The following is a 26,485-nucleotide window of genomic DNA, read 5'->3' on the forward strand; positions in this document are numbered from 1 at the left end:
TAGTAATGTTTTTGTTATTATACAACTAATCAATAAAAAAAACCTATCCATTTCTGAATAGGTTTCTTCATAAATCAGTTATTATGCTTCTAGTTTTGAATTTTTTTATCTGTTTTTTTAAGTCGAATATTAAGATTATCAAAGCTAACAATATCTACTAACTCATTTGCTCCATCATCATATTTGATGTTTACACTATCTCCTACTTGAGTAATTGGTAGTTCACTAGAAATTAAAGATGACCCAATAAATATTTTAGAATCTAGGTCATCAATCATTATATAGTAATTTGTACTTCCATTTGTTATATCTTTCTTAATTCTAGAAATAGTAGAACTAATTATATAAGTGTTTACATAACTATTGGGAATGACAGAATTCCCTCTACTATTAATACTATTCTTATAGGCTCTTAAAGCTTCTTTAATATTATTACCTACGCCTACAATTGTGTAATCTTCTACAGATACCATGGCAATCATTTTTATTAAACCTGCATTATCTTTTAGAGACATCACATAAGTAGGAATACCATTAATATTATATGTTATTGGAAAAGAAGCATAATACCCTTTTTCTTGTACTTTACCCATTGCAGATTGTCTAGCAGCTTGTTCTGTAGCACCCACCTGTTTGTACCATATTGTTTCTTTTGTTCTTGTATCTACCAATACAAAACCAACTGTACCTTCATCATTACCTACAGATGTTAACCCTGTATACCAATATGCTCTATCGTTAGATCCATAAACTAAAGACATTCCTCTCGTGGTGGTTAATTTCCTCTCATTAGAGAAATTGAAATAGCCCAAAACATACTCTCCCCAATCATTCAACTGACTAACAATAAAGTCTTCAGGCTGAATTCTATCAATCCACTGAGGTGTATCTTCTATCGCATATTCCGTAATGTCTCCATTTTCTACATCTACTGTTAAAATTCCTACAGCATTATCTCCAGAAAATCCAACTTCTTTATTGTATAAAGTAATAATCCAATATGGCTTTCCATTGTCATCAATTTCGAAAGAATAATCCGTAAAGCCTTTTGTCATGTATCCATTAAAGTAAATATGACGCTCTAGATCTGACATAAAGAAAGCTGCAGATTGATACTTAATTTTTACAGGTTTACCTTCTACTTCTTGTACTAATGTAACGTCTCTCTCGTTAGTTGCAGAAACCATAACATAACCGGGAGTTCCTTCTTTGTTATTATTCCACTTAAAAAAGCCAGAATGCATTAATGGTGCAACCCAATATAATTTACCTTTAACTTTTTGAATGCTGAACTGCCCTAAATGTGCCTGACTACCTAATGATGGAATAGAGCCTAGTACTTTATCTCCTAAACGATCTGCCATATCATTATCTACAATTCGAATTTCTTCTGTAGAAATTGGAGCAACGTGATTTGTAAAGTTTTCTCCTTTTTTAACCTCACCAATTAGGTTCCTATAGTCTTCGCTTCTAAATAATGCCCACGAAGTAAAGAAAGGTAGTACAATAGAATACAAAAGTGACAAGACCATTACACCTACTGCTACATTTCTAATAACTGAAGGCTTCTCTTTTACTCTTGTTGTTTCTAAGAAAACAAAAACTCCAGAAACAAAAAATAAAAGCATAGCCCAAGCAGTAAAACCGTAAGCTATTGTTGGCAAAATAAAGTAAGAAGAAATTGCAAGGAGTAGTAAAAAAAAGAAGAGATAGAATATACTGTGTTTCATTATAATTGTAATTTAGTTAGTAACATTATTTTTGGGTAATTGAAGAAATACTAATCGATTTTATCTTCAATTAATTGTTGAATTTTCAAAACGGTTTTCCAGTTTCTTGTTGTTGCTATTACCTTCAATTTCTTTTCAAACAATTGATTTGTAAGCTTAGATTGACTGTATTTACCTTTACATTTTATAAATACTTTTCGTCCGATTACTTCAAAATGATCTCCATTAAACTCTTTCTCTTTTAGATCTGTAATTAAATCCTCGTCGGGTGCAGAACGGAGAACAGTTAAATGTAATTGACTAATATCGGTTTCATCTTTATAAAATGGATTTTCTTTAATAGCAATTTTCACTTCCGGAACAGAAATAACTATTGCAGGAACGTTAAATCCAAAACGTGCTAGTATTTCTTTTTCTATCAAATTTTCTACTTGAATAGCGTCTTGTAATTCTGCTGTAGAAAATAAAATATTACCACTTTGAATATATGTAATGATATTTTGAAAACCATTTACTTCAAAAAGCTCTTTAAGATCTTTCATTAGTATTTTCCGTTTACCACCTACATTTATTCCTCTTAAAATTGCCAGAAAATTCATAAAGTCTGAGTTGTATAGTTGAATGCTTCACGAATATAAAGCAAAAAACCTCTACCTCAATAAAAAGTATTGAAGTAGAGGTTATATAATTAAGAAAGTATATGTGCTGTGAAATTATTTTCTGTTCACATTTACACAGTTCATACCTTTCATTCCTTTTTCTAACTCAAAAGTTACTTTATCACCTTCTTCTATTTGGTCTACTAAACCGTTCACGTGAACAAAGAATTTCTCTTGTGTATCAAGATCTTTGATAAAACCGAAACCTTTTTGATCATTGAAAAATTCAACGCGTCCTCTGTGGACTGGATCAATTTCGATATCCTCCATTTTAGGAGTAGCAATTTCAATAGTAGAAGCATCGATCTCTTCTCTTTCTAAATCTGGATCTGGAGGAGTATCAGTAATGTTACCCAATTCATCCACATATGCCATCATGCTATCTAAACCACCACCAGGAGAGTTTTCTTTGCGCTCCTCTTTACGTTTAGCTTTTTCCTCTTTTTTCTTCTGACGTTTTTTTTCTTTTTCTTTTTTGTTGAAGGACTGTTGTGATCTTGCCATTAAATTTGTTTTATGATAGAAGTACTCTTCTTAATTTTAGAAAAGAATTAATTAACATAATTAATTCTGTTTTTCATGAAAATCTAAATTTTTCATAGTAAAAGTGATTTTCATGTAAACTACATTATACAAAAGTAGGAACATAAATCAAAATCTAAAGTAAGAATGAAAGTAAATCATATATTTTTCATACATTTATTTACAAAAAACCAGAATATCACTTCCTATAACACTGATTTTTAGCATTTAAGTACAATTAAATTTATTATGATTTTTTTTTACTCTTTCTTATTTTTCAATTAAAATTCTCACTTAGAAGTAGACTTCGTACTCTTATGATTCCGAAATATTTAATAATGCAAATAAAACGTTTTTATAAGTATCCATCAAATTTTATCATTTAATAAAACTAATTAACAACCAATAGCTACTTCTATTGGTCAACTGATTAGTGATTAAGAAATTGTTAGTGTATTTTTGCAAACAATTCCCCACTCTAAGTTTTAGTATTACTAAATAAATAATGAACAAATTTCATGAGGTATGGCAAAACTATGTCATTCCCTATCTTACTATTATAATTCAGAAAGTAAAAGCCTTTTATCACTACTTAACCTTGCACAAGAATAAAGTACTTGGCGGCTGTTTTGGCATTATAGGTATTGGTTTACTTTTCATTCTTCTTTTCTTATCAGGTGTTTTTGGTTCTTCTTATTCAGACGAAGAACTAATCAATTTTGAAAATGAAACAGCTTCTGTTGTTTACTCAGAAGATAATATTCTTTTAGGTAAGTTCTTTGCAGAAAATAGAACAAATGTTAGTTACGATCAATTACCTAAACATCTAGTAAATGCACTGGTTGCAACAGAAGATGCAAGGTACTTTGAACACGAAGGAGTCGACTCTAGAAGTGTTATTCGTGTTTTAATTAAGAGTATTTTATTAGGAGATAAAAGTAGTGGAGGTGGTAGTACAATAACACAACAACTTGCAAAAAACATGTTTGGGAGAAAAGACTATGGCCCTTTCTCTATGCTGATAAATAAATCTAATGAGATTAAAATTGCTCAACAATTAGAAGAGTTATTTTCAAAAGAAGAACTACTCAGTATGTACCTAAACACTATTCCATTTGGTGAAGATGTTTACGGTATAGAATCTGCATCTGAACGCTTTTTCAATAAAAAGGTAAGTGATTTAAAAATTGAAGAAAGTGCTGTTTTAATCGGTATGCTAAAAGCAAATACCTATTACAACCCAAGGCTATATCCTAAACACTCTCTAAAAAGAAGAAGTGTTGTTCTACATCAAATGCAAAAGTATGATTACATATCAAAAAGTGAATATGATTCTATTGTAAAATTGCCTTTGAAGCTTGACTATGCTAACCCCGAGAATCAGGGTATTGCAAATTACTTCTTGGTGCATGTTAAAAGAAATGCTCAAAAAATCATTTCAGAATATAATAAAAAACATAATTCTCATTTAGATATAGAAAGTGATGGTTTAGTGATTACAACATCATTAAACGCTCAACTTCAATATTATACTCTTCAAGCTTTTCAAAAGCAGCTCGGGAAAATGCAAAATTTAATTGAGAAGCAATATAAAAGCGGAACAAGTAAAAAAGAGCTTGATAGTATCGTTGCAAAACATCTTAAAAGATTAAATGATAGTGATCCCAAAGAAATGAGAGAGTATTTTACTTGGGAAGGTACAAAAACTGCAGAGCTGTCTTTATCTGATAGTATTAGAAAGGAGCTTACTTTATTACATGCTGGCTTTTTAGCATTAAACCCTCAAGATGGATTTATTAAAGCTTGGGTTGGTGGTATTGATTTTAGAACGCATCCTTACGATCAAGTTACCGCCAAAAGACAGTTGGCTTCAACCTTTAAACCTATCTTATATACTGCTGCATTAGAGAAAGGCATTCGCCCTTGTAAATACTTGAAAAACGAAATGCCAGAAACGAATGATGAGGAAGCGTGGCAACCAGAAAACTATAGTAAAACAAATGGAGGAATGTATTCTATGGCTGCCTCATTAGCTAAATCATTAAATATTCCAACTGTCAATCTCTATAATACTGTCGGTTATTCTAATCTAAAAGAATTATGGGAAAAGATGGAATTTTCTTATGAAATCAAAGATTACCCTTCTACTGCACTTGGAACATCAGATGCTAGTTTATTAGAACTTGCTCGTGCGTATTCTTCATTTGCAAATGGAGGTTATTTAATCAATCCACGTTTTATCACGTCAATTAAAACACCTGATGGTAAGGTAATCTATGAATCATCGGAAGCTGTGGTATCTAAAAGAGTAATTAGTGAGGAATCTTCTCTACTTATGAGTGCAATTTTACAGAAAGCATTGAATAATGGAACAGGTGCTTCTATGAGGAGTGTTTACGGTGTTAGATTACCACTTGCAGGAAAGACAGGAACCTCACAAAGTTATGGAGATGCTTGGTTTGCCTCTTTTAATCCTAATTTAGTAATGGTGACTAGAGTTGGAGCTTCTTCCCAATCTATTCATTTTAATACAGGTAGATATGGTACAGGTAGTACATTGGCATTACCAATTACTGCCTTAACTCTTCAGAAAGTTGAAAAAAACAAAGAACTATCTCATGAGCTTTTTACTTACTTTCCTGCTTTACCACATTATTTGGATGGAGCATTAGATTGTGAAGATTACAAAGAAGGAACTGATGTTCAGATGTTTTTTAATAATGTTTTTAAGAAAAAAACTGAAGAGGAAAAAGAAACTAAAAGACAAGAGAGAAAAAAACGAAGAGAGGAACGAAAAAAACGAAGGCAACAAAACTAATAATCAGCAATAATATTTAAACGTAAAAAAAGCGGACAACTGTAGTTGCTCCGCTTTTTTCTAATTATTTAAATCTTAATTTTCTTTCTAGTAACGAGTTGTACCCTCATAAGAAGAACTTAAAGAATTAGGTTTTAATTCGCCTCTAAATTTTAATTCTGCTGCACTAAAATCTCCTTCTACTGAAGAGTTAGCCCAACTACCATCAGCTTCTAATTCAATAGAAACATCAGCCATCATTGTAGGTCCTTGTACATGGAAAGTAACACGTGTCATTTGGTTTTTAGGATTGGTAGTTACTTTATAATCTGAAATATTACCATCGACAGTAACACCTCCTACTCCATTAAAACCAACTAATTGAGTGAATGATAACTGAACTACAGCTCTATCTCCAGTTACTTTTACAAAGTTAATAGAAGGGTCTACGTTTACCATATTTCCTCTTCGATCAAAAGCTTGGTTAGCTTCCAATGTATATGTCTTATTATTAATTGCAGCAATATTTTGAGCATGTTCTACTTGCTCTTCTTCTAAACGTGCTTCTTTTTTCTTTTCTTTAGCGGCTTTCTTTGCTGCTTTTTTCTCAGCTTTAGTTTCTTTTTTAGTAGCTGTATCTTGAGCAAAACTATTTCCTACGCCAAATGAGATTGTAAGTAAAAATAATAGACCTAAGATGCGATTAATTGATTGAATATTTTTCATTTTATTTTTTGTTTAAGTGTAATTGATATAACGCACTTTTTTCAAACATAAATTTTAGATAATGATTAAATAGTATCAATTTATAACTATAATTGAATAGTAATTGAAAAAAAGTTGTAATCGTAATTACAATTAGTATTAATCTAACAATAAATTAAACTATGCAGGACTATAAAGATATTTGTCATAAAGTAGTAAAGCTTACTGATGAAGTTGCTTCTTTTATTGCAGAAGAGAGAACAAACTTTGATAGTTCTAAAATTGAGTACAAAGGTTTAAATGACCTAGTATCTTATGTTGATAAAACTGCAGAAAAGAAAATTGTTGATGGATTAATGAAAATCCTTCCTGATGCAGGGTTTATTGGTGAAGAAGGTACAAATAGAAGTTCGAAAAATGGATTAAAATGGATTATTGATCCTTTAGATGGAACAACAAACTTTATTCATGGAATTCCAATTTTCTCAATAAGTATTGCACTAATATCTACAACAGATTATTGTTTAGGAGTAGTTAGAGAAGTAAACTTAAACGAGTGTTTTTATGCTTGGAAAGATGGAGGGGCTTTTCTAAATGGCGTTCCTATTTCTGTTTCTAGTCAGCAAAATTTAAAAAGTGGTCTAATTGCAACAGGCTTCCCTTATTACAATTTTGAAAAAATGCCTCAATATATGAATATCCTTATGGGCATGATGAAAGGTTGTCATGGTATTCGTAGGCTTGGTTCTGCTGCAGTTGATTTAGCTTATGTTGCTTGTGGTAGACTTGAAGGCTTTTTTGAATATAACCTTAATGCATGGGATGTTGCTGGAGGAAGTATTATTGTAAAAGAAGCAGGAGGAACAGTAACTACTTTTTCTAATGAAGATACATTTATAGAAGACAGAGAAATTATTGCAGCTCCACCAGTTATACATAAAGAGATGCAATCTATTATATACAAAAAATGGAATAGTTAACTATTCCATTTTTTCCTTCCTTATTTATAACTAGTTAATTCCCTTTGTGGATAAATTATAAAAATTAGAAGAAGTAAATTCGTCTTTATAAGATGACTTTAACTCAATCTTATAGTCTGTTAAACTATCAAGATCTTCGAAAAATAAATTTTCAGTCAATACATCATCTTTTATCTGTATCTTTTTATATGATATTGTGTTTTTATCATCTACTTCATTAGAGGATAGGTTTACAAATCTGTAATGTAAATTATAATATCCTCTTTCGTCTTTTTTCCAACCTACTATTTTTACATCAATACTTAATTGGGATAATGAATCTTCAACTTCAACCTCTTGAGCATCATGAAAAACATGAGTTATAGGGTCAGTAGTCAATACTAAAGGTTCATCATCAGTAAGGTCACAGGAAATAAATAATGCTAATATTGGAAGTATATAAATAATTGTCTTTTTCATCATAATATTTTTATTCATCCTTATGACAACTCAAAGTAGAAGGTTGACAACAAAAGTATTGCTTTTTTTAGAAAAACTAAAAATATTTCTAGACGTCATATATTTCAATAACAAAAAAGGCTAGTAAAAAGTTGAATTTTCACTAGCCTTTTTCAATATAATTTAGAGTGTTATCGACTATTACTCAATCACTAACATCAATGATGTCATTGCAGGAACTTTTAAAGTACCTTTTGATAGATCATAAGTTTCGCCCGTTAAAACATTCTTAGCAGATTTTGCACCTTGAAGAGATTCTTCATAATGAGCTAACTCTACATCTTTATCTTCAACGTTCTTATTAAAGATTGTCATAACTTTAGTAGACTCATCAAATCTAAACATTACAAAAATTTCATTTGCAGGAGCATACTGTTTTAATTTACCATCGTGTAATGCTGGAGTATCTCTTCTAAATGTTGTCAATGTTTTTACAAAGTACAATGCATCTTCTTGTTCTTTAGATAAACCTTCACCTTTAAAAACGTTGGCTTTATCACCTTCCCATCCACCAGGCATATCTTCACGGATGTAAGCATGATCTTCCGGATGATCTACATTACCCATTAAAATCTCTGTTCCGTAGAAAATTTGAGGTATCCCTCTTGTTGTGTAGATGTACATTAATCCCATTTTAAACAAGTCATAATTTTCATTTACTTGGTTAAAAAAACGAGGTGTATCATGATTATCGGGGAAAATAACTAAGTTATAAGGATCAGCATATAAGAAATCTGCAGCTAGTGTTTCATATACTTCATTAAAAGTATTTGAGTAAGGAGCGATTTCTTTATTTAATGAACGCTTTAATGCTGCTTGAACAGGAAAATCCATAAGTGAAGGTAAATAAGATTCATATCCGTTTGCATTCACTTTTCCTTTTTGCCATCTCGAAACAATTGCAGGATTTTCTGACCATTCTTCTCCAACAATATTGAAGTTAGGATATTCTAGCATAATTCTACGAGACCATTCTGCCATAAAATTAGCATCTGGATATGAATAAGTATCTTGTCTAATACCTCCAAGATCTCCGAACTCTACCCACCAAATTGAGTTTTGAATCAAATAATTAGCTAATAGCTCGTTCTTTTGATTTAAATCAGGCATTGAATCTACAAACCATCCATCAGCATGTCCTTTTCTATCAGTTTCTGTTCCATAAGGATCAGCTAAAGAAACTCTTTGATGTGTTGAATAAGGTTTTTTCTCTAAATCTTGGTAGTTATACCAATCAGCTGTTGGAAGATCTTTTGTCCACCAATGGTCAAGACCACAGTGGTTTTCAATCTGATCCATAATCAATTTTATACCTCTTTTCTTTGCTTCAGCAGATAGGCGTACATAATCTTCATTAGAACCGAATCTCTCGTCAATTTTATAATAATCTGTTGTAGAATAACCATGATATGAATATACTTCCATATCATTTTCTAAAAGAGGGTTTACCCAAAGCGCTGTAAAACCTAAATCTTGAATATAATCTAAGTTGTTTATAATTCCTTGGATGTCACCACCGTGTCTACCAGACATATTTGAACGATCTGCAGCTTCTTTTAAACCATCTACTGTATCATTTTCAGGAACTCCATTTGCAAAACGGTCGGGAGTAATTAAATACATTACGTCTTTATTAGAAAAACCCTGACGGCCTGCAGAATTCTCTCTTCTTTCTTTTAATTCGTAGTTATAAGTGAAAACTACTTTACCTTTTTGCTTAAATTCAATTGGGAATGATCCGGCTTTTACATCATCCGAAATCTTTAATATTAAAAATAGATAATTAGCATTTTCTACTTTTATTGTTTGGTCTAACTGTACACCTTCGTAAGATAATGAAGGTGTTAAATTTGAGATCTCTTTACCGTGAATTAACAATTGTAACTCTGGGTGCTCCATACCGGCCCACCAAAATGCTGGTTCAACTCTATCAATTGATACTTTTGTTTTAGCAGAAGCTAATTGAAAAGCAGCAAACAACATTAAAGTTAAGGCGAGTGTTATTCTTTTCATGTTCATTGTAAATAAGTATATAATTAAAATTTCATTATCTTCTATATGTGTATCTAAGACACTACAAACATGAGGGTTTAATTATAAATTTACAATAATAACCAGGGTACAAAAAGTATACAAAGAGAAATACAAAGTAAACAAAACACTCAAAAACAGCATCTATATGACTTTTAAGTCATTTACTAGGTAAACATGCTAATAATCAATGTTATTTACTTTTTGCTTCTTCATCTTTCTTTTTTGCAGCTTCTGCTACTTTCTCATCCATTTCTTTCCTCATTTCAACAAGTGTTTTAAACTTAATAAAAGCACCAATTACAAATAAAGGAAACGAGCTACAAGCTAAAACCCACTTAATTACAGTATCATCTCTAAAAACTGTAACTGCTAAAATTACTGCTGCAACTCCTATTAATGTAAAAATATAACCTATCATGAAAAATTTTCTTTGTTTGTTATTAGTTGAATAAAGTTGAGGACTCTTTCTAAATACCACCTTTGCTTATTTAAGGATATTAAAAAGCCTACATGTCCTCCATATTTAGGTGTTTCTAAAAAAACATTTTTATTCTGTTCCGCTTCATAATATGGGTAACACTCTTTTGAGAGAAAAGGATCATCTAATGCATTAATAATTAATGTTGGTTTGATTATTCCTCTTAAAAACTGCTTTGAACTACATTTTGTCCAATAATCTTCAGCATCTCTAAAGCCATGTGCTGGAGCCGTATATTCATCGTCGAAAGCTACAAATGTTTTTGCTGCTGCAATTTTAGTGATTTTTTCTGAGGATGGGTCAAATGTTTCTAATTTTTGAATAGCTTTTAACTTTAAAGACCTCAAAAAATTATTTAAATAGAGCCAATTACTTCTTAATTGTAATGTCTTTGCTGATGTATTTAAATCACATGGAACTGAGATAGCAACTGCACCAATTACTTTTTGATTAATTTTTTGAGCTTTTTCTCCTAAATATTTTAAGGTGATATTCCCTCCTAAACTGAAACCAATAATCATTATTTTATCATACTCATCGGCTATTTCATTGACTAATAAATCAAGGTCATCTGTTTTACCACTATGATAAGAATAGTATTTTGTATTAGGTTCACCGCTACAACTTCTATGATTGATTGCCCAAATATCATAATAACTAGAAAAGTAATCTGACATTTCTAAAATATATGGAGAAGAGGATGACCCTTCTAATCCATGCAATAGAATAATTGCCATCTTATGGTTGTTGAGAATTGTATCAACATCAAAAAAATCTTTATCGAGGGTAAAATATCTTCTCCTATTAAATATTGGAGTTTTTTTCTTCTGAAATCTATTTGCTGCAATTGTATTTATATGACCGTTTCTAAAAATTAAATCCGGCAAGTACATAGAGTTAACTACAGGCATATTTATAATTCTTTAATCATCCATATATTACATCCATGGTGAGATGTATTTCCTAAAGGGGCTTCTAGATTTTTAAAACCTAGACGTTTATAGAGAGCTACTCCTTTCACTAATTCAGGCATTGTTTCTAAATAACATGAAGTATACCCATTGTCTTTAGCAAAAGTTAAACAGTAATTCAATAGTTTTTGACCATAACCTTTACCTCTCCCCTCTCTAGAAAGGTATATTTTTTGGAGTTCACATACTGAATTATCTGCACCAATTAATTTACCTATACCAGCACCTCCAATTACTTTATTATTTTCTTCTAAAATAAAATACTCAATTCCATTTTCTGCATATACTTTTGATAATTCTCCTAATTGTTTATCAAAATAAGCAGTACCTGGTAAGGCTGCGTTATGTTCTTCTAATGCTCCTTTTATTATTTTTTCAATAAAAACATTATCATTAGGTCTTATTACTCTAATAGAATACATATAATACATTACTAGTTAATTAGGTCACAAAAGTAATGCAAATAACATTATAAAATACATTCCATTCTTATTAACCTAAAATGTAATAAAAAAAGGAAGCCTTTCGACTTCCTTTTTTTACTGTTAGTATTTTTTACATACTCAATTCTTTTCCTAAAATACGGATTCCATTTGTTTTATCCATAAAGGAGACGATAATTTTAGAAATGTCTGCTTGATCATAATTATCAATAGTCAACTCAGCACTATTAAAGCGTGAATCATTATCATTCGAGATAAAAGTCACTTTATCAGATAGTGTTGACTCTGTTAACCTGTAGATCTCATGCATTTCTTCTCCAAAGATTTCTACAGTTGCTCTATTGTCAATTATTTTGACCCCAATTTGATACCCTTCAAACTGGGTATTGACATTTTGAAAACTGACTGTAGATTGGTACCATGAATTACTAATCTCCTTCTGTGTACCACAAGAAGTCAGTAATAAAACAGAAACGATAATTACAGAATAATAGTTAATTAATTTACTCATTAGTATAGCCATTTAAATTTAAAGAGGTTATAGGTAAGTTCTACTTATGTAATAACACAGGTAAGTCGTTGAATTAGTTTGTTTTTACATAATAGTCACAATTTAAAGAAAAAATTTAACAAAATAATTTAAATGAACACAAATGAGTTAGAAAAATAGTTAATACGGTAATTTTTAACTATAAAATTACCGTCTATAATGCTGTACCCTAATATAGACATTATGAAAAAATTCAAGAATACACTGTTTACGTTCTTATTGATTTCTTTACCATTAATCGGCTTTTCTAACAATGAAAAAGGAGGTAAGGATGATGATAACGACAAAAAAAAGTCATCTAAAAGCTCATCATATGATCATTTTAATATTGCTCCAAAGATTAAAACAGCCCCTTTTATTAAGGACCTATCTTCGGAACATAGTTTAGAGCTATTTAAAGATGGTAAAAAAAGAATGCTCATTGATGCTGAGACAGATAACATACTCTACAATAATTTAAAAGAAGGAGAAGATTACCTAAGAGTCTATACCGATAATACCGATGGGTTAAAGTGTATAATCATTTGGCACATTGATAAAGTTGATAAAGAAACTGGTGATATTGAGTGGAAAAAGTATACTTATAAAAAGTACAATGCTATTGGATGGAGACCAACACATAATGATAACACTAAAGTAGAGGCTTTTAAATAAAAGTGAACAACAACGAACAAGATCTAACGAAGTTAACGTATTCGATAACCTTGATGTTATGAGAGTATAACCAAACACAAGGAAATATGAAAAACTTATCGATTCTAATTGTTCTAGTTTTAAATATTATTAGTTTATCTTCTTTTGCTTCTAACGAAAAAGGAAAAGAAAGCAAAAGAAATTATGATGAAACTAATGCTCCTAAAATAAAAACGGCTCCTTTTATTAAAGGTGTTGCTGCAGAGCACTCTTTAGAATTATTTATGGAAGGTGTTAGCCATAAAATGTTAGTAGATACTGAAACAGATAATATTCTTTTTGATCATCTTAAAGAAGGAAAAGATTTTGTAAGAGTTTATACTGACAATGCAGATGGTAATAAAGCAATGGTTATTTGGTCTATCAAAAAAGTAAATAAAAAAACAGGAGAAATTAAGTGGGACTTGTACAGTTATAAGCATTTTCCTACTACAGGATGGAGACCCGTTGATAATAATAAAGAAAAAGTAAAAGCATTTAATTAAAAATTAAGGAAGCCTGACGGCTTCCTTTTTTTATGATCAATTATTTTTTCTATTAAAAGACAGTACTAATTCTAACCAATATTCAAGGTCTGTATCAAGATCAAAACCCTCCGGAGTTATATAGATATATCCTTTCATTGGTCGACCAGTAAAATCCATTGGTAAGCAACATTCCTTTTTTATTTCGATAGCATATTGCTTTTCCCCAATCTTAGCCATCAGTAAACTATCTCCATATTTTTTATCTATATGGATACCACAACTCATTTTATTATTTACCATAAAAATTAGTCCACCCATCATTTTCTTAGAAAAAAATTCTACTTTTTGTGATGTGAAAAACCTAGTTATTCTTTCCCCTAAAAACTCATCAAAAGCCATAAATCAAATTTTAAATGATAGATAATAGACATTAATAATAGTAAATAATATTGGTTGATCCTCTTTCAAAAATGTCTCTAGATTAAATAAATCTATACGATGTTATGAAAAAACTTACTATAATAGCCCTGCTGATTCATTTATTTTCAATGTCAATTTTTGCTTCAAATAAAGTTGATGACGATAAAAAGAAAAAAAAGAAAGCATTTAATCATATGATGACTGCTCCAAAAATAAAAACTGCTCCTTTTATTAGAGGTTTAGCCGCTAATGGAAGTATTGAACTGTTTAAGGAAGGAGTTAATCATGTAATGCTTGTCGATAAAAAAAATGATAATATCTTACTTGACCATGTAAAAGAGAGTAAAGATTTTATTAGAATATATACAGACCCTTCAGATCATCAGGAATGTTTGATTATTTGGAGAATGAAAAAGAAGAATAAAAAAACTGGAAAGATTACTTGGAGAAAATTCACGTATAAATATCTTCCTTCTTTAGGTTGGTGGCCTGTGGATAACTCTACTACCAAAGTTAAATCTTTTGAATAAAACAAAAGGCTTCAAAAATTAATTTGAAGCCTTTTCTTTGTTTAAACTTTTCCGATCTTAAAAGTCTGCACTTTTAGGAGCACGAGGGAAAGGTATTACGTCACGAATGTTACCCATTCCTGTTACGAATAATACAATTCTTTCAAATCCTAAACCAAAACCTGAGTGAGGAGCTGTACCGAATTTACGAAGCTCTAAATACCACCACAATTCTTCTTGTGGTACATCCATTTCTTCCATTCTCTTTACAAGCTTCTCTAAGTTTTCTTCACGTTGAGAACCTCCAATGATTTCACCAATACCAGGGAACAATACGTCCATTGCTGCTACAGTTTTACCATCTTCGTTTTGTTTCATGTAGAAAGATTTAATCTCCTTAGGGTAATCCGTTAAGATTACAGGCTTTTTATATTCTTTTTCTACTAAGTAACGTTCGTGTTCAGAAGATAAATCTACACCCCATTCTACTGGATATTTAAATTTACCTTTCTTAAACGGTTTAGAACGTCTTAATACTTCAATAGCTTCTGTATAAGTTAAACGCTCAAAATTGTTATCAGAAACAAATTTTAAACGTTCTAATAAACCTAATTCTGCACGTTGGTTTTGAGGCTTTGTTTTTTCCTCTTGTGCATAACGTTGGTTTAAGAATTCTAAATCTTCAGGACACTGCTCCATTGCATAATCAATCAAATACTTGATCATTTCTTCTGCAAGGTCCATATTATCTACTAGATCATAGAAAGCCATTTCAGGTTCTATCATCCAGAATTCAGCTAAGTGACGAGAAGTATTAGAGTTTTCTGCACGGAATGTAGGTCCGAATGTATACACATCACCTAAAGCCATTGCACCAACTTCTGCTTCTAATTGTCCAGAAACTGATAAGTTAACAGGCTTACCAAAGAAATCTTCTTTGTAATCTACTTCTCCATCTTCTCCTAGTGGTGGATTTTTAGGATCAATTGTAGATACTCTGAAAGTTTCGCCTGCACCTTCTGCATCAGAACCAGTGATAATTGGCGTGTGCATATATACAAATCCTTTTTCATTAAAGAATTTGTGAATACCATATGCTAAAGCATTACGAACTCTATAAACTGCACTCATTACTTGAGTACGAGGACGTAAATGTGCTTTTTCTCTTAAGAATTCTAAAGAGTGTTTTTTTGGTTGTAAAGGATATTCATCTGGATCAGCATCTCCTAAGATTTCAAGGTTTTCTACCTCAATTTCTATTCTCTGTCCTTTACCTTGTGACTCTAAAATTGTTCCTTCAATAGAAACTGCAGCACTAGTAGTTAATCTCTTTAGTAGATCTTCTGATGTATTTTCAAAATCTACCACCGCTTGCAAATTATTGATAGTAGAACCATCATTCAATGCAATAAAGCGATTGCTTCTAAATGTTCTTACCCATCCTTTAACAGTAACTTTGGCACCAATCTCTCCGTGTGCCAGCAAGTCTTTAATTTTTGTTCTTCTCACTTGCGTGGTAGTTTAAATTTCTAATAGTAAAAAAAGACACACTGGGTATGTCTAAAATGAGGACAAATATAAAAAGTTTATAGTAGTTTTTTATAGATGTTACTCACGTTTTATACTATATCTATTTAATTCTCTTAAAATTAAATCAAAGGCTTCTTAAAAATTAACATTGATTATAAATATTTAAGCACTCATTTATTATTTATTTGAATAAATTAGTGTCGAACTAAAAAACTTCAACTATATACTAATGACTTCAAAAAAATCAATTATTGGAGTAGGTATCGCTGTTTTACTCTTGATCAGCTTTTTCTACTTCAACACTTCAAACAACGAAACAGTATTACTCACTAAAGTCCGAAAAGGTGATCTGAAAATTAATGTTACAACAACTGGTGAACTAGAAGCTGAAAATTCTGTAGAAATTAGAGGCCCTCTTGGCATGAGGAAAGCAAGTGTTTGGGAAGCTAAGTTAAACAGCTTAGTTCCTGAAGGTACGCTTATAAAACAAGGCGATCAGGTAGCACAGCTTGATCCATCAACGTTGTCAGATCAACTTTCTAAAAAAGAAACTGAATTGACAAAATCAGAATCTCAATGGGAACAAACACAATTAGATAGCACATTACAATTAAGTAAAGAAAGAGATAATATTATCAATCTTGAATTTATTGTAGAAGAGAAAAAAATACAATTAGAAGAATCTGCTTTCGAACCACCATCAACAATAAAAAAATGTAAGATGGATGTAAAAAAGGCTGAACGTGATTTGAAACAAAGTAAAGCCAATTACATTGTAAAACAACAACAATTGAGTGCTAAAATGCGTGAGGTTACTGCCAACCTTAATGCAGCTAAAAGAAATGTAAATTTCTTACAAAAACTCTTTGGTGAGTTTACAATTTTTGCTCCCGAAGATGGTATGATTATCTATACAAAAGATTGGAATGGTAATAAAGTAAAAGAAGGTTCTAATATTCAAGCTTGGAACCCTGTTGTGGCTACCCTGCCAGATTTATCTTCTATGCTATCAAAAACTTTTGTGAATGAAGTAGATATTCGGAAGATTAAAAAAGGGCAAAAAGTAAATATTGGTTTAGATGCCTTTCCTGATAAAAAACTACAGGGTGAAGTAACACATGTTGCTAATGTTGGGGAACAACGTCCTAACTCTGATGCAAAAGTCTTTGAAGTATCTATTCTTTTAGCTGAAACAGACAGTACTTTACGCCCATCAATGACTACATCTAATGAGATTAAAACATCTGAGAAAAATGATATCCTTCTAATTCCAATAGAAGCTTTACATGTTCAAGGAGATTCATCAAATTTCGTTTTCATTAAAAATCTCAATAGTTATGATATTCAAGAGGTAACAATAGGTTTGATGAACGACCAAGATGTAGAGATAACATCTGGGGTAAAAGAAAATGATATTATTGCTTTATCTACACCTCCATCATACTTAGAAGAATCGTCTAAATAATAAAATATGCAACGTTATTTAATCAATTTATCGATTGCTTTAGACGCCATTCTTGCTAATTCTTTACGTTCTATCCTTACTGCTCTAGGAATTATTTTTGGAGTAGCGGCAGTAATAGCCATGTTAGCTATAGGTAATGGAGCACAACAAGAAATTTTAGATCAGATGAAACTCGTAGGAGTGAATAACATAGTTATTTCCCCAATAATAGAACAGTCTGAAGAAAAGGTGGCTTCTGAGAGCAAAAAAGATAAAGAAAAATTCTCTCCAGGGCTTTCACTCCTAGATGTGAAAAATATAGAAAAAGTAATTCCTAACATTCAACGTTTAAGTCCTGAAATTGAAATTGAAACTAACATCATTAAGAACGGTCTTAGAAGGTCTGTTAAATTAGTTGGGGTGAATAACCACTATTTCGAAATTTATAATCATACATTATCTCAAGGTAATATATTTGATAAAGCACATGCTAAGTTTGGAGCTTCTGTCTGTATTATTGGACGTAGTTTACAAACCCGTTTCTTTAGTTCAGAAGACCCTATCGGTAAACAGATAAAGTGTGGTGGGCAATGGCTTACTGTAGTGGGGGTACTTAAAGAAAGAAGTACGATGTCTAAAAATTTAGAAAAATTGGGTATCAGAAATGTAAATATGGATGTTTATATACCTATTGAAACAATGCTTATTCGTTTTAAAGATCGGTCGAGAGTTACTAAAACTGCCATTCAAAAAGCATCTGCTGAGCAAGCTAGAAACAATAATCAGCCAAGTGATAAAAAAGCAAACTATAATCAGCTAGATAAAATTGTTGTGCAAATGTCTAATGCTAATGAGTTATCACTAGCTACAGAGGTATTACAAAAAATGCTAAGTAGAAGGCATTACGACAAAATTGATTTTGAAATCAGTATTCCAGAAATGTTACTTAAACAGCAACAAAGAACAAAAGACATTTTTAATATAGTTCTTGGTGCAATTGCTGGAATATCATTAATTGTTGGTGGTATTGGTATTATGAATATTATGCTAGCGTCTGTGTTAGAACGCATAAAAGAGATTGGCTTACGAATTTCATTAGGAGCTAAAAAAATGGATATCATTTTACAGTTTCTTTTTGAAGCCATTCTAATTAGTCTAACAGGTGGTACTATAGGTGTAATACTTGGTATTTCTATGGCTTTATTAATATCTAGTATTGCAGATATTCCAACAATTATATCCTTCTCCTCTGTTATTATCTCTTTTGGAGTTGCTGCATCTATTGGTGTTATTTTTGGAATTTCACCTGCAAAAAAAGCCGCATCACAAGACCCAATAGAATCTCTTCGATACGAATAACAGCCTTAATCAACAACTTCATGAAAAATATACATATCAAGCTTTTAGTAGGTTTACTTCTACTAAGTATTTCTAGTTTTGGACAAAGTTTAATTACACTTGACCAAGTAATAGAAATTGCAAAAAATGGATCTCTTTCTTCTCAAAAAGCAGAAAACAAAAAGGAAAATTACTATTGGCAGTACAAACAATTCAAATCTGTTTATTTACCTCAATTGGTTTTAAACGGTAACCTACCTAATTATAATAGGTCTATTAATCCTATCACACAACCAGATGGTAGTACAGAGTTTAGGGCTGTAAGTATGTCTACTTCTAATGTTAACCTTAACTTAGAACAAAACATTGGGCTTACTGGTGGTAAAATTTATATGGGTGCTCAGATGCAAAGAATTGATAATTTTGAAGGAGTAAATACGGGTACAAGTTATGCTGGACAACCCTTTATGATTGGCTTCTATCAACCTTTATTTAACTTCAACCCTCTTAAATGGAATAAGCAAATTGAGCCTTTGCGTTATGAAGAATCTCTAAAGCAATACGCTGAAGAATTAGAGATGATAGCTTACGAAACTACTGAACTTTATTTTAACCTTCTTATTGCTCAAATTAGTCATGATGTAGCCGAAAAAAACCTATCTAATAATGATACTATTTATAGAATTGGCCAGGGTAGGTATAATCTTGGTAAGATTGCAGAAAATGAACTTTTGCAGTTGGAATTAAATGTATTAACTGCTGACAGGGATTTACAATCTGCCAATCTTGATGTAGAACGAAGTAGATTATCATTATTCAATTACTTAAATATTCCAGAAAATACAGTAAGTCAATTGTCTACCCCTGCCGAAATCCCTGATATAGCAATTAGTGCAGATGTTGCCGTTATACAAGCAAGAGAAAATAAACAGCAGTATATTAATTATAAAAGAAGGAAATTAGAAGCGGAGAGAGATGTTGCTAAAGCAAAGGGAGAATCTGGTTTACAAATTAACATGAGTGGGCAGTTTGGTTTAACGCAACAAGCAACTACCCCATCTGGCGTATATGAAAGTCCTAATAGTCAGCAACAATTCCAATTAGGTTTTAATATTCCCATTCTTGATTGGGGCAGGAGAAAATCTAAAGTAGAAACTGCCATTTCTAATCAAAGATTAGTACAAAGTACCATACAACAAGAAGAAGAACTTTTTAGTCAGAATATCTATTTATTAGCTCGCCAAATTCCCATAATTAGATCCAGTACTTTATCAACCGAAAAAGCAAGAAGTATTGCCGAAAAGAGTTATGAAATTGCTAGAAGACGTTATATGGTAGGAAAAATTAGTGTTACTGACTTAAATATTGCTTTAAAAGACAAGGATCAAAAGACCAAAGAGTATTTAGCAGCGTTAAAAGAGTATTGGTTATCGTACTATAGACTTCGTATGTTTACACTTTACGACTTCAAATCAAATCAAAAAATTGGTGGAAATTAATAATTGGAATATTAATTGATTACTTACCTAATTCAACAATAACTTTTTTAAAATGTCAGCAAAATACGGCCTAATATTCATTAGTTTATTTACATTCTTTATTTCATGTTCTACTTCTTCTGATGAAAAATCAGATAGTGAGTATGATGATAGTACTTTTGTAATTGAAGAAGAGGATTTATCTACAGTGAATTCTAATACTTTATATATTGAAATTGATTCTCTTAGAAATGATGCTTTCGAATCAGAAACATTAAAATTAGATTTTTCAACTAGAATAGTGTCTGATCTGGAAGCAAACGGAGTAGTATTAAACACTGATTTAAAGAAAGATGTACTTAATAGTATTTCTGAAGCAAAAAATTCTGTGTACTCAAATAGAACATTTAATAATGAAGATTCTATGCTCCAATACGATTCTGATGTTGCCACGTTAATTGCATCGTTAGAAGAATTATCTAAATCTGTGGATAACTTTGATAATTACGAAAAGCCGGCTCGCCTTTTAGATAGAATTAAAGACACAAGTACTAGAGATTTAATGCTAAGAGGTTACTACAATCAATCTGCATTTAAGTGGAATAAATTGGTAAGAGAGTACAAATCTAAAGTTGAAAAAGAAAATCCTTCACTTAAAATTGCTGAAGTAAAATACTTCTATGGTCAAGAGCCATTAATTTAAGTAGCGTTCCTTTTTATACAATAATGCCTTCTTAGTTATAAATTCTAAGAAGGCATTTTTTTACTGTAAATAAGGACCAAGAACTTCTATTTTACCATCAATATCATTAGGTATTTCCAAACCAATAATTTTTGCTATTGCAGGGTAAATATTTACATTCTCAAAAGAGGGAATTTCTACTCCTTTTTTAAAGTTTGGCCCTACTCCGTAAAATATAGCATGCATATTTTTTATGGTATATGGATTATAGCCATGTGTACCCTTACTTACCCCACCTCTCGCATTTTTAAAAGCTCTTGGGGGAATAGCCTCACAAACAATTGCCGGAATTCTTTTTCCTTTAGAGTAATGTAAATTAGCTGGTATATTTTCTTTTAAATAAACATGCATTCCCTTATTTTCTTGTGCTTTTAATTTAGCATAAACCTCTTGGACGTTTGCTTCATCATTTGGATAAAGTAAGTATTGTACTCCTCCTCCATTTACACAAGTAAAATTATCAAAACTCCCTAAACCTTCTAAAATAATAGGGTGTTCTACATCTACATTTTCCATACCATGGTCTGAAACAACAATTAAATTAACGGGATGTTCACTTGCTTTAATAGTTTTATAAAGTGCTCCTATCTGTTGATCAATGTATTCTACTGCTTCTTTTGTCTCATTAGCATCCGGTCCATATCTGTGCCCTTGTGTATCTACCAAAGAAAAATATAAAGTGATAAACCTTGGTCTTTTTTCACCTTTAATTTTTAACCAATTTCCAATTTGGTCAATACGTTGAGCATATGGAGTAGATTTGTTGTATTTAAAATAATATGATGGTGTTATTCCTTGTACTCTACTATCAGAAACTGGCCAATAAAAGGAAGCAGCTTTAACTCCCTGTAACTCAGCTAGAGTCCATAGAGGTGTTCCATAAAACCAAGAACCATCTTTTTTACCAATACCTATTCTATACATTTCTTTACGTTCTGGATCGTAAAATGAATTATGAACTAAACCATTATTTGAAGGATACATTCCTGTAGCAATAGCATAATGGTTTGGAAATGTTTTACTAGGGTAAGAAGGAATCATAGAAGTTGCTTTCACCCCTTCTTTTGCTATAAGATCTAAATTAGGTGTGTTGTATTTAATAGGATAATCATATCTAAATCCATCTATTGATACAATAACAACTGTATTTTCATTTACTTTTTCAGTTTTTGTACAAGCTGAAAATAGTATCAAGAGTAAAATAATTGAGTTAGTAATATTTTTTGATATCATAATGTGTTTTATAAGTACTAGAATAATTTACGAAACTACTCCTGTTTTATTGACAAACCATATCGATTTAATTTCATTAATAAAATGTTCTCAATAAATTATTATCAAATTTTTAGGCAAGCCTAAAAATTTATTTATATTTGCAGTATAAATAATTTAGTCGTTTATAATTTATCTCTATATACTACAGCCATGAAGGCAATTCTAACTACATTTTTTTTCCTAATTACTTTTAGTGCAATAGGTTCTGATAAGATTGAAATTACAGGGCATATTACATCTGGTAAAGAGCATCTTCCTTTTGCTACCGTTTCTGTTAATGATGGTGCATTTGGCACTTCTGCAGACGATCATGGGCATTTTAAAATTGAACTTGAAAAAGGAAAAGAATATACAATTCTAGTTTCTGCTATTGGGTATTCTCCACAACAGAAAAAAATTACTGCTACTAAAGGAGTAAGAGAAATTCATTTTAATCTTGACAAAGATTTACTGCAGTTAAATGAGGTAATTGTTTCTAGTAGTAGAAGAGAACAAAGTAGAAAAGAAACTGCTGCTGTTGTAAATGTTGTAAGTAAAGAAATTTTTACTGCTTCAAGTTCTAAAGTTGTTGCAGACGGATTAAATTTTGTATCTGGTGCTAGAGTTGAAAATACATGTGGTAACTGCGGGTCTTCTTCTTTAAGGCTAAATGGATTAGAAGGACCTTATACTCAAATATTAATGGATAGCAGACCAATTTTTAATGGTCTTGTTAGTGTTTATGGTCTAGAGCAGATTCCTGTTTCTATGGTAGATCAAATTGAAGTTGTAAGAGGCGGTGGTTCCGTTTTGTTTGGTGCAAATGCGATTGGAGGTACTGTAAATATTATTACAAAGGCTCCTCAATTTAATTCTTACGAAGTAGGTACCAATATTAGTACTATTGATGGTAAATCAAATGATTACAATGTTTACTTCAATACTTCTGTTGTTTCAAAAAATGATAAAACAGGAGCTTACATCTATGGTTCTTATAGAAATAGAGACGCTTGGAATGCTAACCCTAATGATGTTTGGTACAAAGTTGATGATAGTGGGCAGGCAATTGGTGCTCCTTTAAAAGATGATTTCACCGAATTACCTCAATTAAAAACAGCTTCTATAGGTACTAAGATCTATCATAATTTTAATGATCAGAATAAAATAACGGGTGATCTTAGGTATATACACGAAGATCGTAGAGGTGGTAATAAATTAAATGAAGCTCCTGAAAATACTGACATTACAGAATGGATAAACATGGGTATTGTTAGTGGTAGTGTTAATTATGATTGGTTTAGTAAGGATAAAAAAACACACCTGAATGGCTATTCAAACTTACAATATGTAAAACGAAATAGTTACTATGGAGCTAATCAAGCTCCTGATGGTTATGGTTTAACTACAGGGACTACTTACGTTGGTGGATTACAAGCTAATTTAGACCTTGGTAAAATGTTCAATGCCCAAACTTATTTTGTTGTAGGTACCGAATATATTTTTGATGAAATTAACGATAAAAAGTTAGGCTACTTTGATCAAGATTCAGGACAAGAAACTAACGATATTCCAGTATCGAATCAGCAATCTCAAACAATGGCTATTTTTGCTCAAAATGAATGGAAAGGTAATAAGCTATCTGTTCTTATTGGTGCAAGGATGGATTATGTAATGATTAAAGATTTTGAAAATCCTGAGAACAATAAAAACGTACCCGCAATCAATCCTAGAATAAACCTTAAGTACAATATCACAGATGATATGCAATTAAGAGGTGGGTTTGCAACTGGCTTTAGAGCTCCGCAAATGTTCTCTGAAGATTTACATATTGAAGTAGCAGGTGGGCAAGCTGTACGTACAGTTCTTGATCCGGATTTAAAGGCTGAAACTTCTTTTTCTTATAACCTTGCATGGGATTATGAGAAGAAAATTGGAAATGTGCAAACGTACTTTTTGGTAGAAGGTTTCCATACTCGCATCAAAGATAGGTTTGATAATCAATACCAGTATTTAGACGATGGTACTTTAATTAATTATAAAAGAAATTCAACCTCTGATGCTATTGTACAAGGTGTAAATCTTGAAGCAAAAGTAGCTCCTTCAGAAAAACTAAATATTCAGGCTGCATATACTATTCAGACCGCAGAATACGAAGAAGACAACCAATGGGGAGATGAAGATAGTAGTACATCAAAATATATTCTTAGAACTCCAAACCAATATGGATCTCTTACTTTAAATTACAAACCTGCTCAAAAATGGACGACCTCTTTAACAGGTATCTATACAGGTAGTATGTATGTTCCATTATTACCTGGAGGATTTATTGACGGTCAACCTGTAGAGAATGAATCTTTAATAGAAACACAATCATTTATTGATATGGGAGTTAAGGTTTCTTACAAAACGACCTTAGGAAGAAAGGCTACTATTGAATTAGGAACAGGTGTTAAAAATATCTTTAATCAAATGCAAGATCAATTTGTAAGTGGTGCTGATAGAGATGCTGCATTTGTTTACGGGCCTATCACTCCAAGAATGTATTTTATTGAAGTAAAAATTGGTAACCTTTTATAAAATTACACTAAATAAAAAGCCGTTGCTCTAATTTAATAGAACAACGGCTTTTTTGTATGGCTATATAGCCTATTTATCTTCGTAGAGCATTTTTTCCATAGCAGCAATATTTCCTGCTTTGTAGTTCGCTTCATCAACCATTCCTCCTACAAGAAACAAGTCTATAATCCAACCAATTCCAAATACCCCTCCAGTAAGTAAATAAACAATACCTGAAGTAGTTTTACCTAAATAGAAACGATGAATGCCTAAAACACCCACAAAAAACCATAATAAATAAGCTACTAATGTTGATTTCATTTGATAATTATATTTTTATTGACACTTATTTAAGTATACGTTTATTAAAAGTAAATGTTACTAAAATAACTATCTCAACAGATAATTATTGACCTTTATACTAGGCTCTCTTCTAATTCTATATGCGGGAAGTTAGCTTCTCGATTCTGAAATTTAAGAATTGTATCTTTTACAATCACTCCATTTTCTATATTAATTGCATTTTTGATTGTTGGGTTTTCCTCCCACCCAGGTTTACCTGCAAGAACAGACTCCAAATGTACAATTAATGCTGCAGAAATTGATCTTGAAGCACTCTCCCAAAGGTAAGTTGGTGTATGATCTACCGCATAATAATCTATATTATCTACAGCAATTAATGGGTTTTTAAACGTTGTAGGTTTAGCAAAATAGAAGCCCATACCTTCGTCGCAACTCACATCTATAACTAATGCACCTGGTCTTAAGCTATCCTTTTCTTCTTCAACTATAAAATTAAGTGGAGCATTTGTATCTTGATAAGTACCATTAATAATAATCTCTGATTCACTAATTAAATCTAGAAGAGCACGTTGAGAGCCATCATGTTCTACTACTTTTAAACGAGGTTCGTTTGGACCACCTTTTTCTATACGAGCATAGTTTACATCTAAAACCTCTTCTCTAACTTCATGATCAGGTCTTTGAACACAAATAGTTATATCTCTAAATCCATGAGCCTTTAAAGCATAAATAGCTCCTCTACTTACAGCTCCAAAACTAAAAATTGTTACTTTTCTTTGATTACCATAATGTCCATCAATTCCTTTTAACTGCAAGGCATGGATAACAGCACAGTAACCTGCCATTTCATTATTTTTATAAAAAGTATGTCTACCAATTCGTCCACTTGGACTCCAAACAAACATATCTTCAAAAGCAATAAGAGTTAACTTCCTATCTATAGCAATTTGAGTAATTTCTTTTTGTTGTACACAATGCGGGTATCCCCAAACTACTCCCCCTTCTTTCATTTCTTCTAAATCAGACAATATAGGTTTAGCAATGATTACCGCTCCAATATTAGCTAAGATTTCTGACCTTGATGCTACCCCTCCTGTTTGATTTGCAATTTCTTCGTCACTAATATTAAAAGGTTTACCATATCCCTTTTCGAAGATTAATTTTTTACGAATACTTTCTGATAGTCTACTTAGGTGTTCTGGATGAATAGGAATACGTCTTTCATCTTCTTTTTTAGACGTCCCAATAACTCCAATTTTAGATAAATTCATATGATTATTTTTAGATAGAAACCTATAATCATTAATGAATTGATTAAGGTAATGTGATAAGATTATTAAAAAAGATACTTACTAAATATCAGTCATTAAGTTGATAATTAGTG

General features: G+C 31.4%; 25 protein-coding genes. 10 read left to right on the forward strand and 15 right to left on the reverse strand.

The window, feature by feature from the left end:
* Positions 1 to 89 precede the first annotated feature (89 nt).
* From EI427_RS11605 to EI427_RS11615, 3 genes are all read right to left on the reverse strand, one after another.
* A complete protein-coding gene (locus EI427_RS11605; protein ID WP_126614779.1) occupies positions 90 to 1,730 on the reverse strand; it encodes a hypothetical protein in 1,641 nt (546 codons plus the stop codon).
* Positions 1,731 to 1,780: 50 nt separating this feature from the next.
* A complete protein-coding gene (locus EI427_RS11610) occupies positions 1,781 to 2,329 on the reverse strand; it encodes a DUF1697 domain-containing protein (protein WP_126614780.1) in 549 nt (182 codons plus the stop codon).
* A 114-nt stretch (positions 2,330 to 2,443) separates the two neighbouring features.
* Complete coding sequence (locus EI427_RS11615) at positions 2,444 to 2,893, reverse strand: cold-shock protein (protein ID WP_126614782.1); 450 nt, start codon at positions 2,891 to 2,893, stop codon at positions 2,444 to 2,446.
* A gap of 523 nt (positions 2,894 to 3,416) precedes the next feature.
* Here EI427_RS11615 and EI427_RS11620 point away from each other — a divergent pair.
* Positions 3,417 to 5,729 carry a transglycosylase domain-containing protein gene (locus EI427_RS11620; protein WP_126614784.1) on the forward strand — a complete coding sequence of 771 codons (2,313 nt, stop codon included), beginning with the start codon at positions 3,417 to 3,419 and terminating at the stop codon, positions 5,727 to 5,729.
* An 87-nt stretch (positions 5,730 to 5,816) separates the two neighbouring features.
* Here EI427_RS11620 and EI427_RS11625 read toward each other — a convergent pair whose 3' ends face one another.
* The gene (locus tag EI427_RS11625) at positions 5,817 to 6,434 is read right to left on the reverse strand and encodes a DUF4251 domain-containing protein (RefSeq protein ID WP_126614786.1); all 618 of its coding nucleotides are present in this window, start codon (positions 6,432 to 6,434) and stop codon (positions 5,817 to 5,819) included.
* A gap of 161 nt (positions 6,435 to 6,595) precedes the next feature.
* On the opposite strand from EI427_RS11625, the gene EI427_RS11630 reads away from it, so the two are divergent.
* Positions 6,596 to 7,393, forward strand: coding sequence for an inositol monophosphatase family protein (locus EI427_RS11630; protein WP_126614788.1), 798 nt, complete (start codon positions 6,596 to 6,598; stop codon positions 7,391 to 7,393).
* Positions 7,394 to 7,423: 30 nt separating this feature from the next.
* On the opposite strand, the gene EI427_RS11635 is transcribed toward EI427_RS11630, so the two are convergent.
* The 6 genes from EI427_RS11635 to EI427_RS11660 form a co-directional block, all read right to left on the reverse strand.
* The gene (locus tag EI427_RS11635; protein ID WP_205727852.1) at positions 7,424 to 7,855 is read right to left on the reverse strand and encodes a hypothetical protein; all 432 of its coding nucleotides are present in this window, start codon (positions 7,853 to 7,855) and stop codon (positions 7,424 to 7,426) included.
* 177 nt (positions 7,856 to 8,032) lie between these two features.
* Positions 8,033 to 9,904, reverse strand: coding sequence for a glycoside hydrolase family 13 protein (locus EI427_RS11640; RefSeq protein ID WP_126614791.1), 1,872 nt, complete (start codon positions 9,902 to 9,904; stop codon positions 8,033 to 8,035).
* A gap of 211 nt (positions 9,905 to 10,115) precedes the next feature.
* Positions 10,116 to 10,343, reverse strand: coding sequence for a hypothetical protein (locus tag EI427_RS11645; RefSeq protein WP_126614793.1), 228 nt, complete (start codon positions 10,341 to 10,343; stop codon positions 10,116 to 10,118).
* Positions 10,340 to 11,314, reverse strand: a complete 975-nt coding sequence (locus EI427_RS11650) for a YheT family hydrolase (protein ID WP_126614795.1) — start codon at positions 11,312 to 11,314, stop codon at positions 10,340 to 10,342. The genes EI427_RS11645 and EI427_RS11650 overlap by 4 nt, the downstream gene beginning before the upstream one ends.
* Before the next feature lie 2 nt (positions 11,315 to 11,316).
* Positions 11,317 to 11,796 (reverse strand): GNAT family N-acetyltransferase, encoded by a 480-nt coding sequence (locus EI427_RS11655; RefSeq protein ID WP_170178451.1) that lies wholly within the window; start codon positions 11,794 to 11,796, stop codon positions 11,317 to 11,319.
* A 133-nt stretch (positions 11,797 to 11,929) separates the two neighbouring features.
* On the reverse strand, positions 11,930 to 12,328 hold the full coding sequence (locus EI427_RS11660; RefSeq protein ID WP_126614799.1) for a hypothetical protein: 399 nt from the start codon (positions 12,326 to 12,328) through the stop codon (positions 11,930 to 11,932).
* Between the two features lie 222 nt (positions 12,329 to 12,550).
* On the opposite strand from EI427_RS11660, the gene EI427_RS11665 reads away from it, so the two are divergent.
* Both EI427_RS11665 and EI427_RS11670 read left to right on the forward strand, forming a co-directional pair.
* A complete protein-coding gene (locus tag EI427_RS11665) occupies positions 12,551 to 13,021 on the forward strand; it encodes a hypothetical protein (RefSeq protein ID WP_126614801.1) in 471 nt (156 codons plus the stop codon).
* Between the two features lie 86 nt (positions 13,022 to 13,107).
* Complete coding sequence (locus EI427_RS11670; protein WP_126614803.1) at positions 13,108 to 13,545, forward strand: hypothetical protein; 438 nt, start codon at positions 13,108 to 13,110, stop codon at positions 13,543 to 13,545.
* Between the two features lie 36 nt (positions 13,546 to 13,581).
* Here EI427_RS11670 and EI427_RS11675 read toward each other — a convergent pair whose 3' ends face one another.
* Positions 13,582 to 13,926: an RNA methyltransferase gene (locus EI427_RS11675; protein ID WP_126614805.1), complete on the reverse strand. Its 345-nt coding sequence runs from the start codon at positions 13,924 to 13,926 to the stop codon at positions 13,582 to 13,584.
* Positions 13,927 to 14,030: 104 nt separating this feature from the next.
* Here EI427_RS11675 and EI427_RS11680 point away from each other — a divergent pair, with 104 nt between their 5' ends.
* The gene (locus tag EI427_RS11680) at positions 14,031 to 14,477 is read left to right on the forward strand and encodes a hypothetical protein (protein WP_126614806.1); all 447 of its coding nucleotides are present in this window, start codon (positions 14,031 to 14,033) and stop codon (positions 14,475 to 14,477) included.
* 57 nt (positions 14,478 to 14,534) lie between these two features.
* Here EI427_RS11680 and asnS read toward each other — a convergent pair whose 3' ends face one another.
* A complete protein-coding gene (gene asnS, locus EI427_RS11685) occupies positions 14,535 to 15,965 on the reverse strand; it encodes an asparagine--tRNA ligase (protein WP_126614808.1) in 1,431 nt (476 codons plus the stop codon).
* Positions 15,966 to 16,215: 250 nt separating this feature from the next.
* Between asnS and EI427_RS11690 the strand changes: the two genes are divergently transcribed.
* The 4 genes from EI427_RS11690 to EI427_RS11705 are packed head-to-tail and all read left to right on the forward strand — an operon-like array spanning position 16,216 to position 20,949.
* Positions 16,216 to 17,451, forward strand: coding sequence for an efflux RND transporter periplasmic adaptor subunit (locus tag EI427_RS11690; protein WP_126614810.1), 1,236 nt, complete (start codon positions 16,216 to 16,218; stop codon positions 17,449 to 17,451).
* A 6-nt stretch (positions 17,452 to 17,457) separates the two neighbouring features.
* Complete coding sequence (locus EI427_RS11695) at positions 17,458 to 18,789, forward strand: ABC transporter permease (RefSeq protein ID WP_126614812.1); 1,332 nt, start codon at positions 17,458 to 17,460, stop codon at positions 18,787 to 18,789.
* Positions 18,790 to 18,809: 20 nt separating this feature from the next.
* Positions 18,810 to 20,267, forward strand: a complete 1,458-nt coding sequence (locus tag EI427_RS11700) for a TolC family protein (protein ID WP_126614814.1) — start codon at positions 18,810 to 18,812, stop codon at positions 20,265 to 20,267.
* 52 nt (positions 20,268 to 20,319) lie between these two features.
* Positions 20,320 to 20,949 carry a hypothetical protein gene (locus EI427_RS11705; protein ID WP_126614816.1) on the forward strand — a complete coding sequence of 210 codons (630 nt, stop codon included), beginning with the start codon at positions 20,320 to 20,322 and terminating at the stop codon, positions 20,947 to 20,949.
* Between the two features lie 60 nt (positions 20,950 to 21,009).
* Here the strand turns inward: EI427_RS11705 and EI427_RS11710 are convergent, their stop codons facing one another.
* Entirely contained in the window at positions 21,010 to 22,221 is a 1,212-nt protein-coding gene (locus tag EI427_RS11710; RefSeq protein WP_126614818.1) for an alkaline phosphatase family protein, read from the reverse strand.
* 192 nt (positions 22,222 to 22,413) lie between these two features.
* Here EI427_RS11710 and EI427_RS11715 point away from each other — a divergent pair, with 192 nt between their 5' ends.
* A complete protein-coding gene (locus tag EI427_RS11715) occupies positions 22,414 to 24,819 on the forward strand; it encodes a TonB-dependent receptor (protein WP_126614820.1) in 2,406 nt (801 codons plus the stop codon).
* 69 nt (positions 24,820 to 24,888) lie between these two features.
* Here EI427_RS11715 and EI427_RS11720 read toward each other — a convergent pair whose 3' ends face one another.
* Positions 24,889 to 25,119 (reverse strand): TM2 domain-containing protein, encoded by a 231-nt coding sequence (locus EI427_RS11720; RefSeq protein ID WP_126614822.1) that lies wholly within the window; start codon positions 25,117 to 25,119, stop codon positions 24,889 to 24,891.
* A 95-nt stretch (positions 25,120 to 25,214) separates the two neighbouring features.
* Positions 25,215 to 26,372 carry a N(5)-(carboxyethyl)ornithine synthase gene (locus EI427_RS11725; RefSeq protein ID WP_126614824.1) on the reverse strand — a complete coding sequence of 386 codons (1,158 nt, stop codon included), beginning with the start codon at positions 26,370 to 26,372 and terminating at the stop codon, positions 25,215 to 25,217.
* Positions 26,373 to 26,485 lie beyond the last annotated feature (113 nt).

Origin of the sequence: Flammeovirga pectinis, from assembly GCF_003970675.1 — a bacterium.
In the GTDB taxonomy this organism is placed as follows: domain Bacteria; phylum Bacteroidota; class Bacteroidia; order Cytophagales; family Flammeovirgaceae; genus Flammeovirga; species Flammeovirga pectinis.

What these genes read in the sequence shown, in the direction of transcription:
- EI427_RS11605 (WP_126614779.1), bottom strand. Translation starts at nt 1,730, where the DNA reads ATGAAACACAGTATATTCTATCTCTTCTTTTTTTTACTACTCCTTGCA.
- EI427_RS11610 (WP_126614780.1), bottom strand. Translation starts at nt 2,329, where the DNA reads ATGAATTTTCTGGCAATTTTAAGAGGAATAAATGTAGGTGGTAAACGG.
- EI427_RS11615 (WP_126614782.1), bottom strand. Translation starts at nt 2,893, where the DNA reads ATGGCAAGATCACAACAGTCCTTCAACAAAAAAGAAAAAGAAAAAAAA.
- EI427_RS11620 (WP_126614784.1), top strand. Translation starts at nt 3,417, where the DNA reads ATGAACAAATTTCATGAGGTATGGCAAAACTATGTCATTCCCTATCTT.
- EI427_RS11625 (WP_126614786.1), bottom strand. Translation starts at nt 6,434, where the DNA reads ATGAAAAATATTCAATCAATTAATCGCATCTTAGGTCTATTATTTTTA.
- EI427_RS11630 (WP_126614788.1), top strand. Translation starts at nt 6,596, where the DNA reads ATGCAGGACTATAAAGATATTTGTCATAAAGTAGTAAAGCTTACTGAT.
- EI427_RS11635 (WP_205727852.1), bottom strand. Translation starts at nt 7,855, where the DNA reads ATGATGAAAAAGACAATTATTTATATACTTCCAATATTAGCATTATTT.
- EI427_RS11640 (WP_126614791.1), bottom strand. Translation starts at nt 9,904, where the DNA reads ATGAAAAGAATAACACTCGCCTTAACTTTAATGTTGTTTGCTGCTTTT.
- EI427_RS11645 (WP_126614793.1), bottom strand. Translation starts at nt 10,343, where the DNA reads ATGATAGGTTATATTTTTACATTAATAGGAGTTGCAGCAGTAATTTTA.
- EI427_RS11650 (WP_126614795.1), bottom strand. Translation starts at nt 11,314, where the DNA reads ATGCCTGTAGTTAACTCTATGTACTTGCCGGATTTAATTTTTAGAAAC.
- EI427_RS11655 (WP_170178451.1), bottom strand. Translation starts at nt 11,796, where the DNA reads ATGTATTCTATTAGAGTAATAAGACCTAATGATAATGTTTTTATTGAA.
- EI427_RS11660 (WP_126614799.1), bottom strand. Translation starts at nt 12,328, where the DNA reads ATGAGTAAATTAATTAACTATTATTCTGTAATTATCGTTTCTGTTTTA.
- EI427_RS11665 (WP_126614801.1), top strand. Translation starts at nt 12,551, where the DNA reads ATGAAAAAATTCAAGAATACACTGTTTACGTTCTTATTGATTTCTTTA.
- EI427_RS11670 (WP_126614803.1), top strand. Translation starts at nt 13,108, where the DNA reads ATGAAAAACTTATCGATTCTAATTGTTCTAGTTTTAAATATTATTAGT.
- EI427_RS11675 (WP_126614805.1), bottom strand. Translation starts at nt 13,926, where the DNA reads ATGGCTTTTGATGAGTTTTTAGGGGAAAGAATAACTAGGTTTTTCACA.
- EI427_RS11680 (WP_126614806.1), top strand. Translation starts at nt 14,031, where the DNA reads ATGAAAAAACTTACTATAATAGCCCTGCTGATTCATTTATTTTCAATG.
- EI427_RS11690 (WP_126614810.1), top strand. Translation starts at nt 16,216, where the DNA reads ATGACTTCAAAAAAATCAATTATTGGAGTAGGTATCGCTGTTTTACTC.
- EI427_RS11695 (WP_126614812.1), top strand. Translation starts at nt 17,458, where the DNA reads ATGCAACGTTATTTAATCAATTTATCGATTGCTTTAGACGCCATTCTT.
- EI427_RS11700 (WP_126614814.1), top strand. Translation starts at nt 18,810, where the DNA reads ATGAAAAATATACATATCAAGCTTTTAGTAGGTTTACTTCTACTAAGT.
- EI427_RS11705 (WP_126614816.1), top strand. Translation starts at nt 20,320, where the DNA reads ATGTCAGCAAAATACGGCCTAATATTCATTAGTTTATTTACATTCTTT.
- EI427_RS11710 (WP_126614818.1), bottom strand. Translation starts at nt 22,221, where the DNA reads ATGATATCAAAAAATATTACTAACTCAATTATTTTACTCTTGATACTA.
- EI427_RS11715 (WP_126614820.1), top strand. Translation starts at nt 22,414, where the DNA reads ATGAAGGCAATTCTAACTACATTTTTTTTCCTAATTACTTTTAGTGCA.
- EI427_RS11720 (WP_126614822.1), bottom strand. Translation starts at nt 25,119, where the DNA reads ATGAAATCAACATTAGTAGCTTATTTATTATGGTTTTTTGTGGGTGTT.
- EI427_RS11725 (WP_126614824.1), bottom strand. Translation starts at nt 26,372, where the DNA reads ATGAATTTATCTAAAATTGGAGTTATTGGGACGTCTAAAAAAGAAGAT.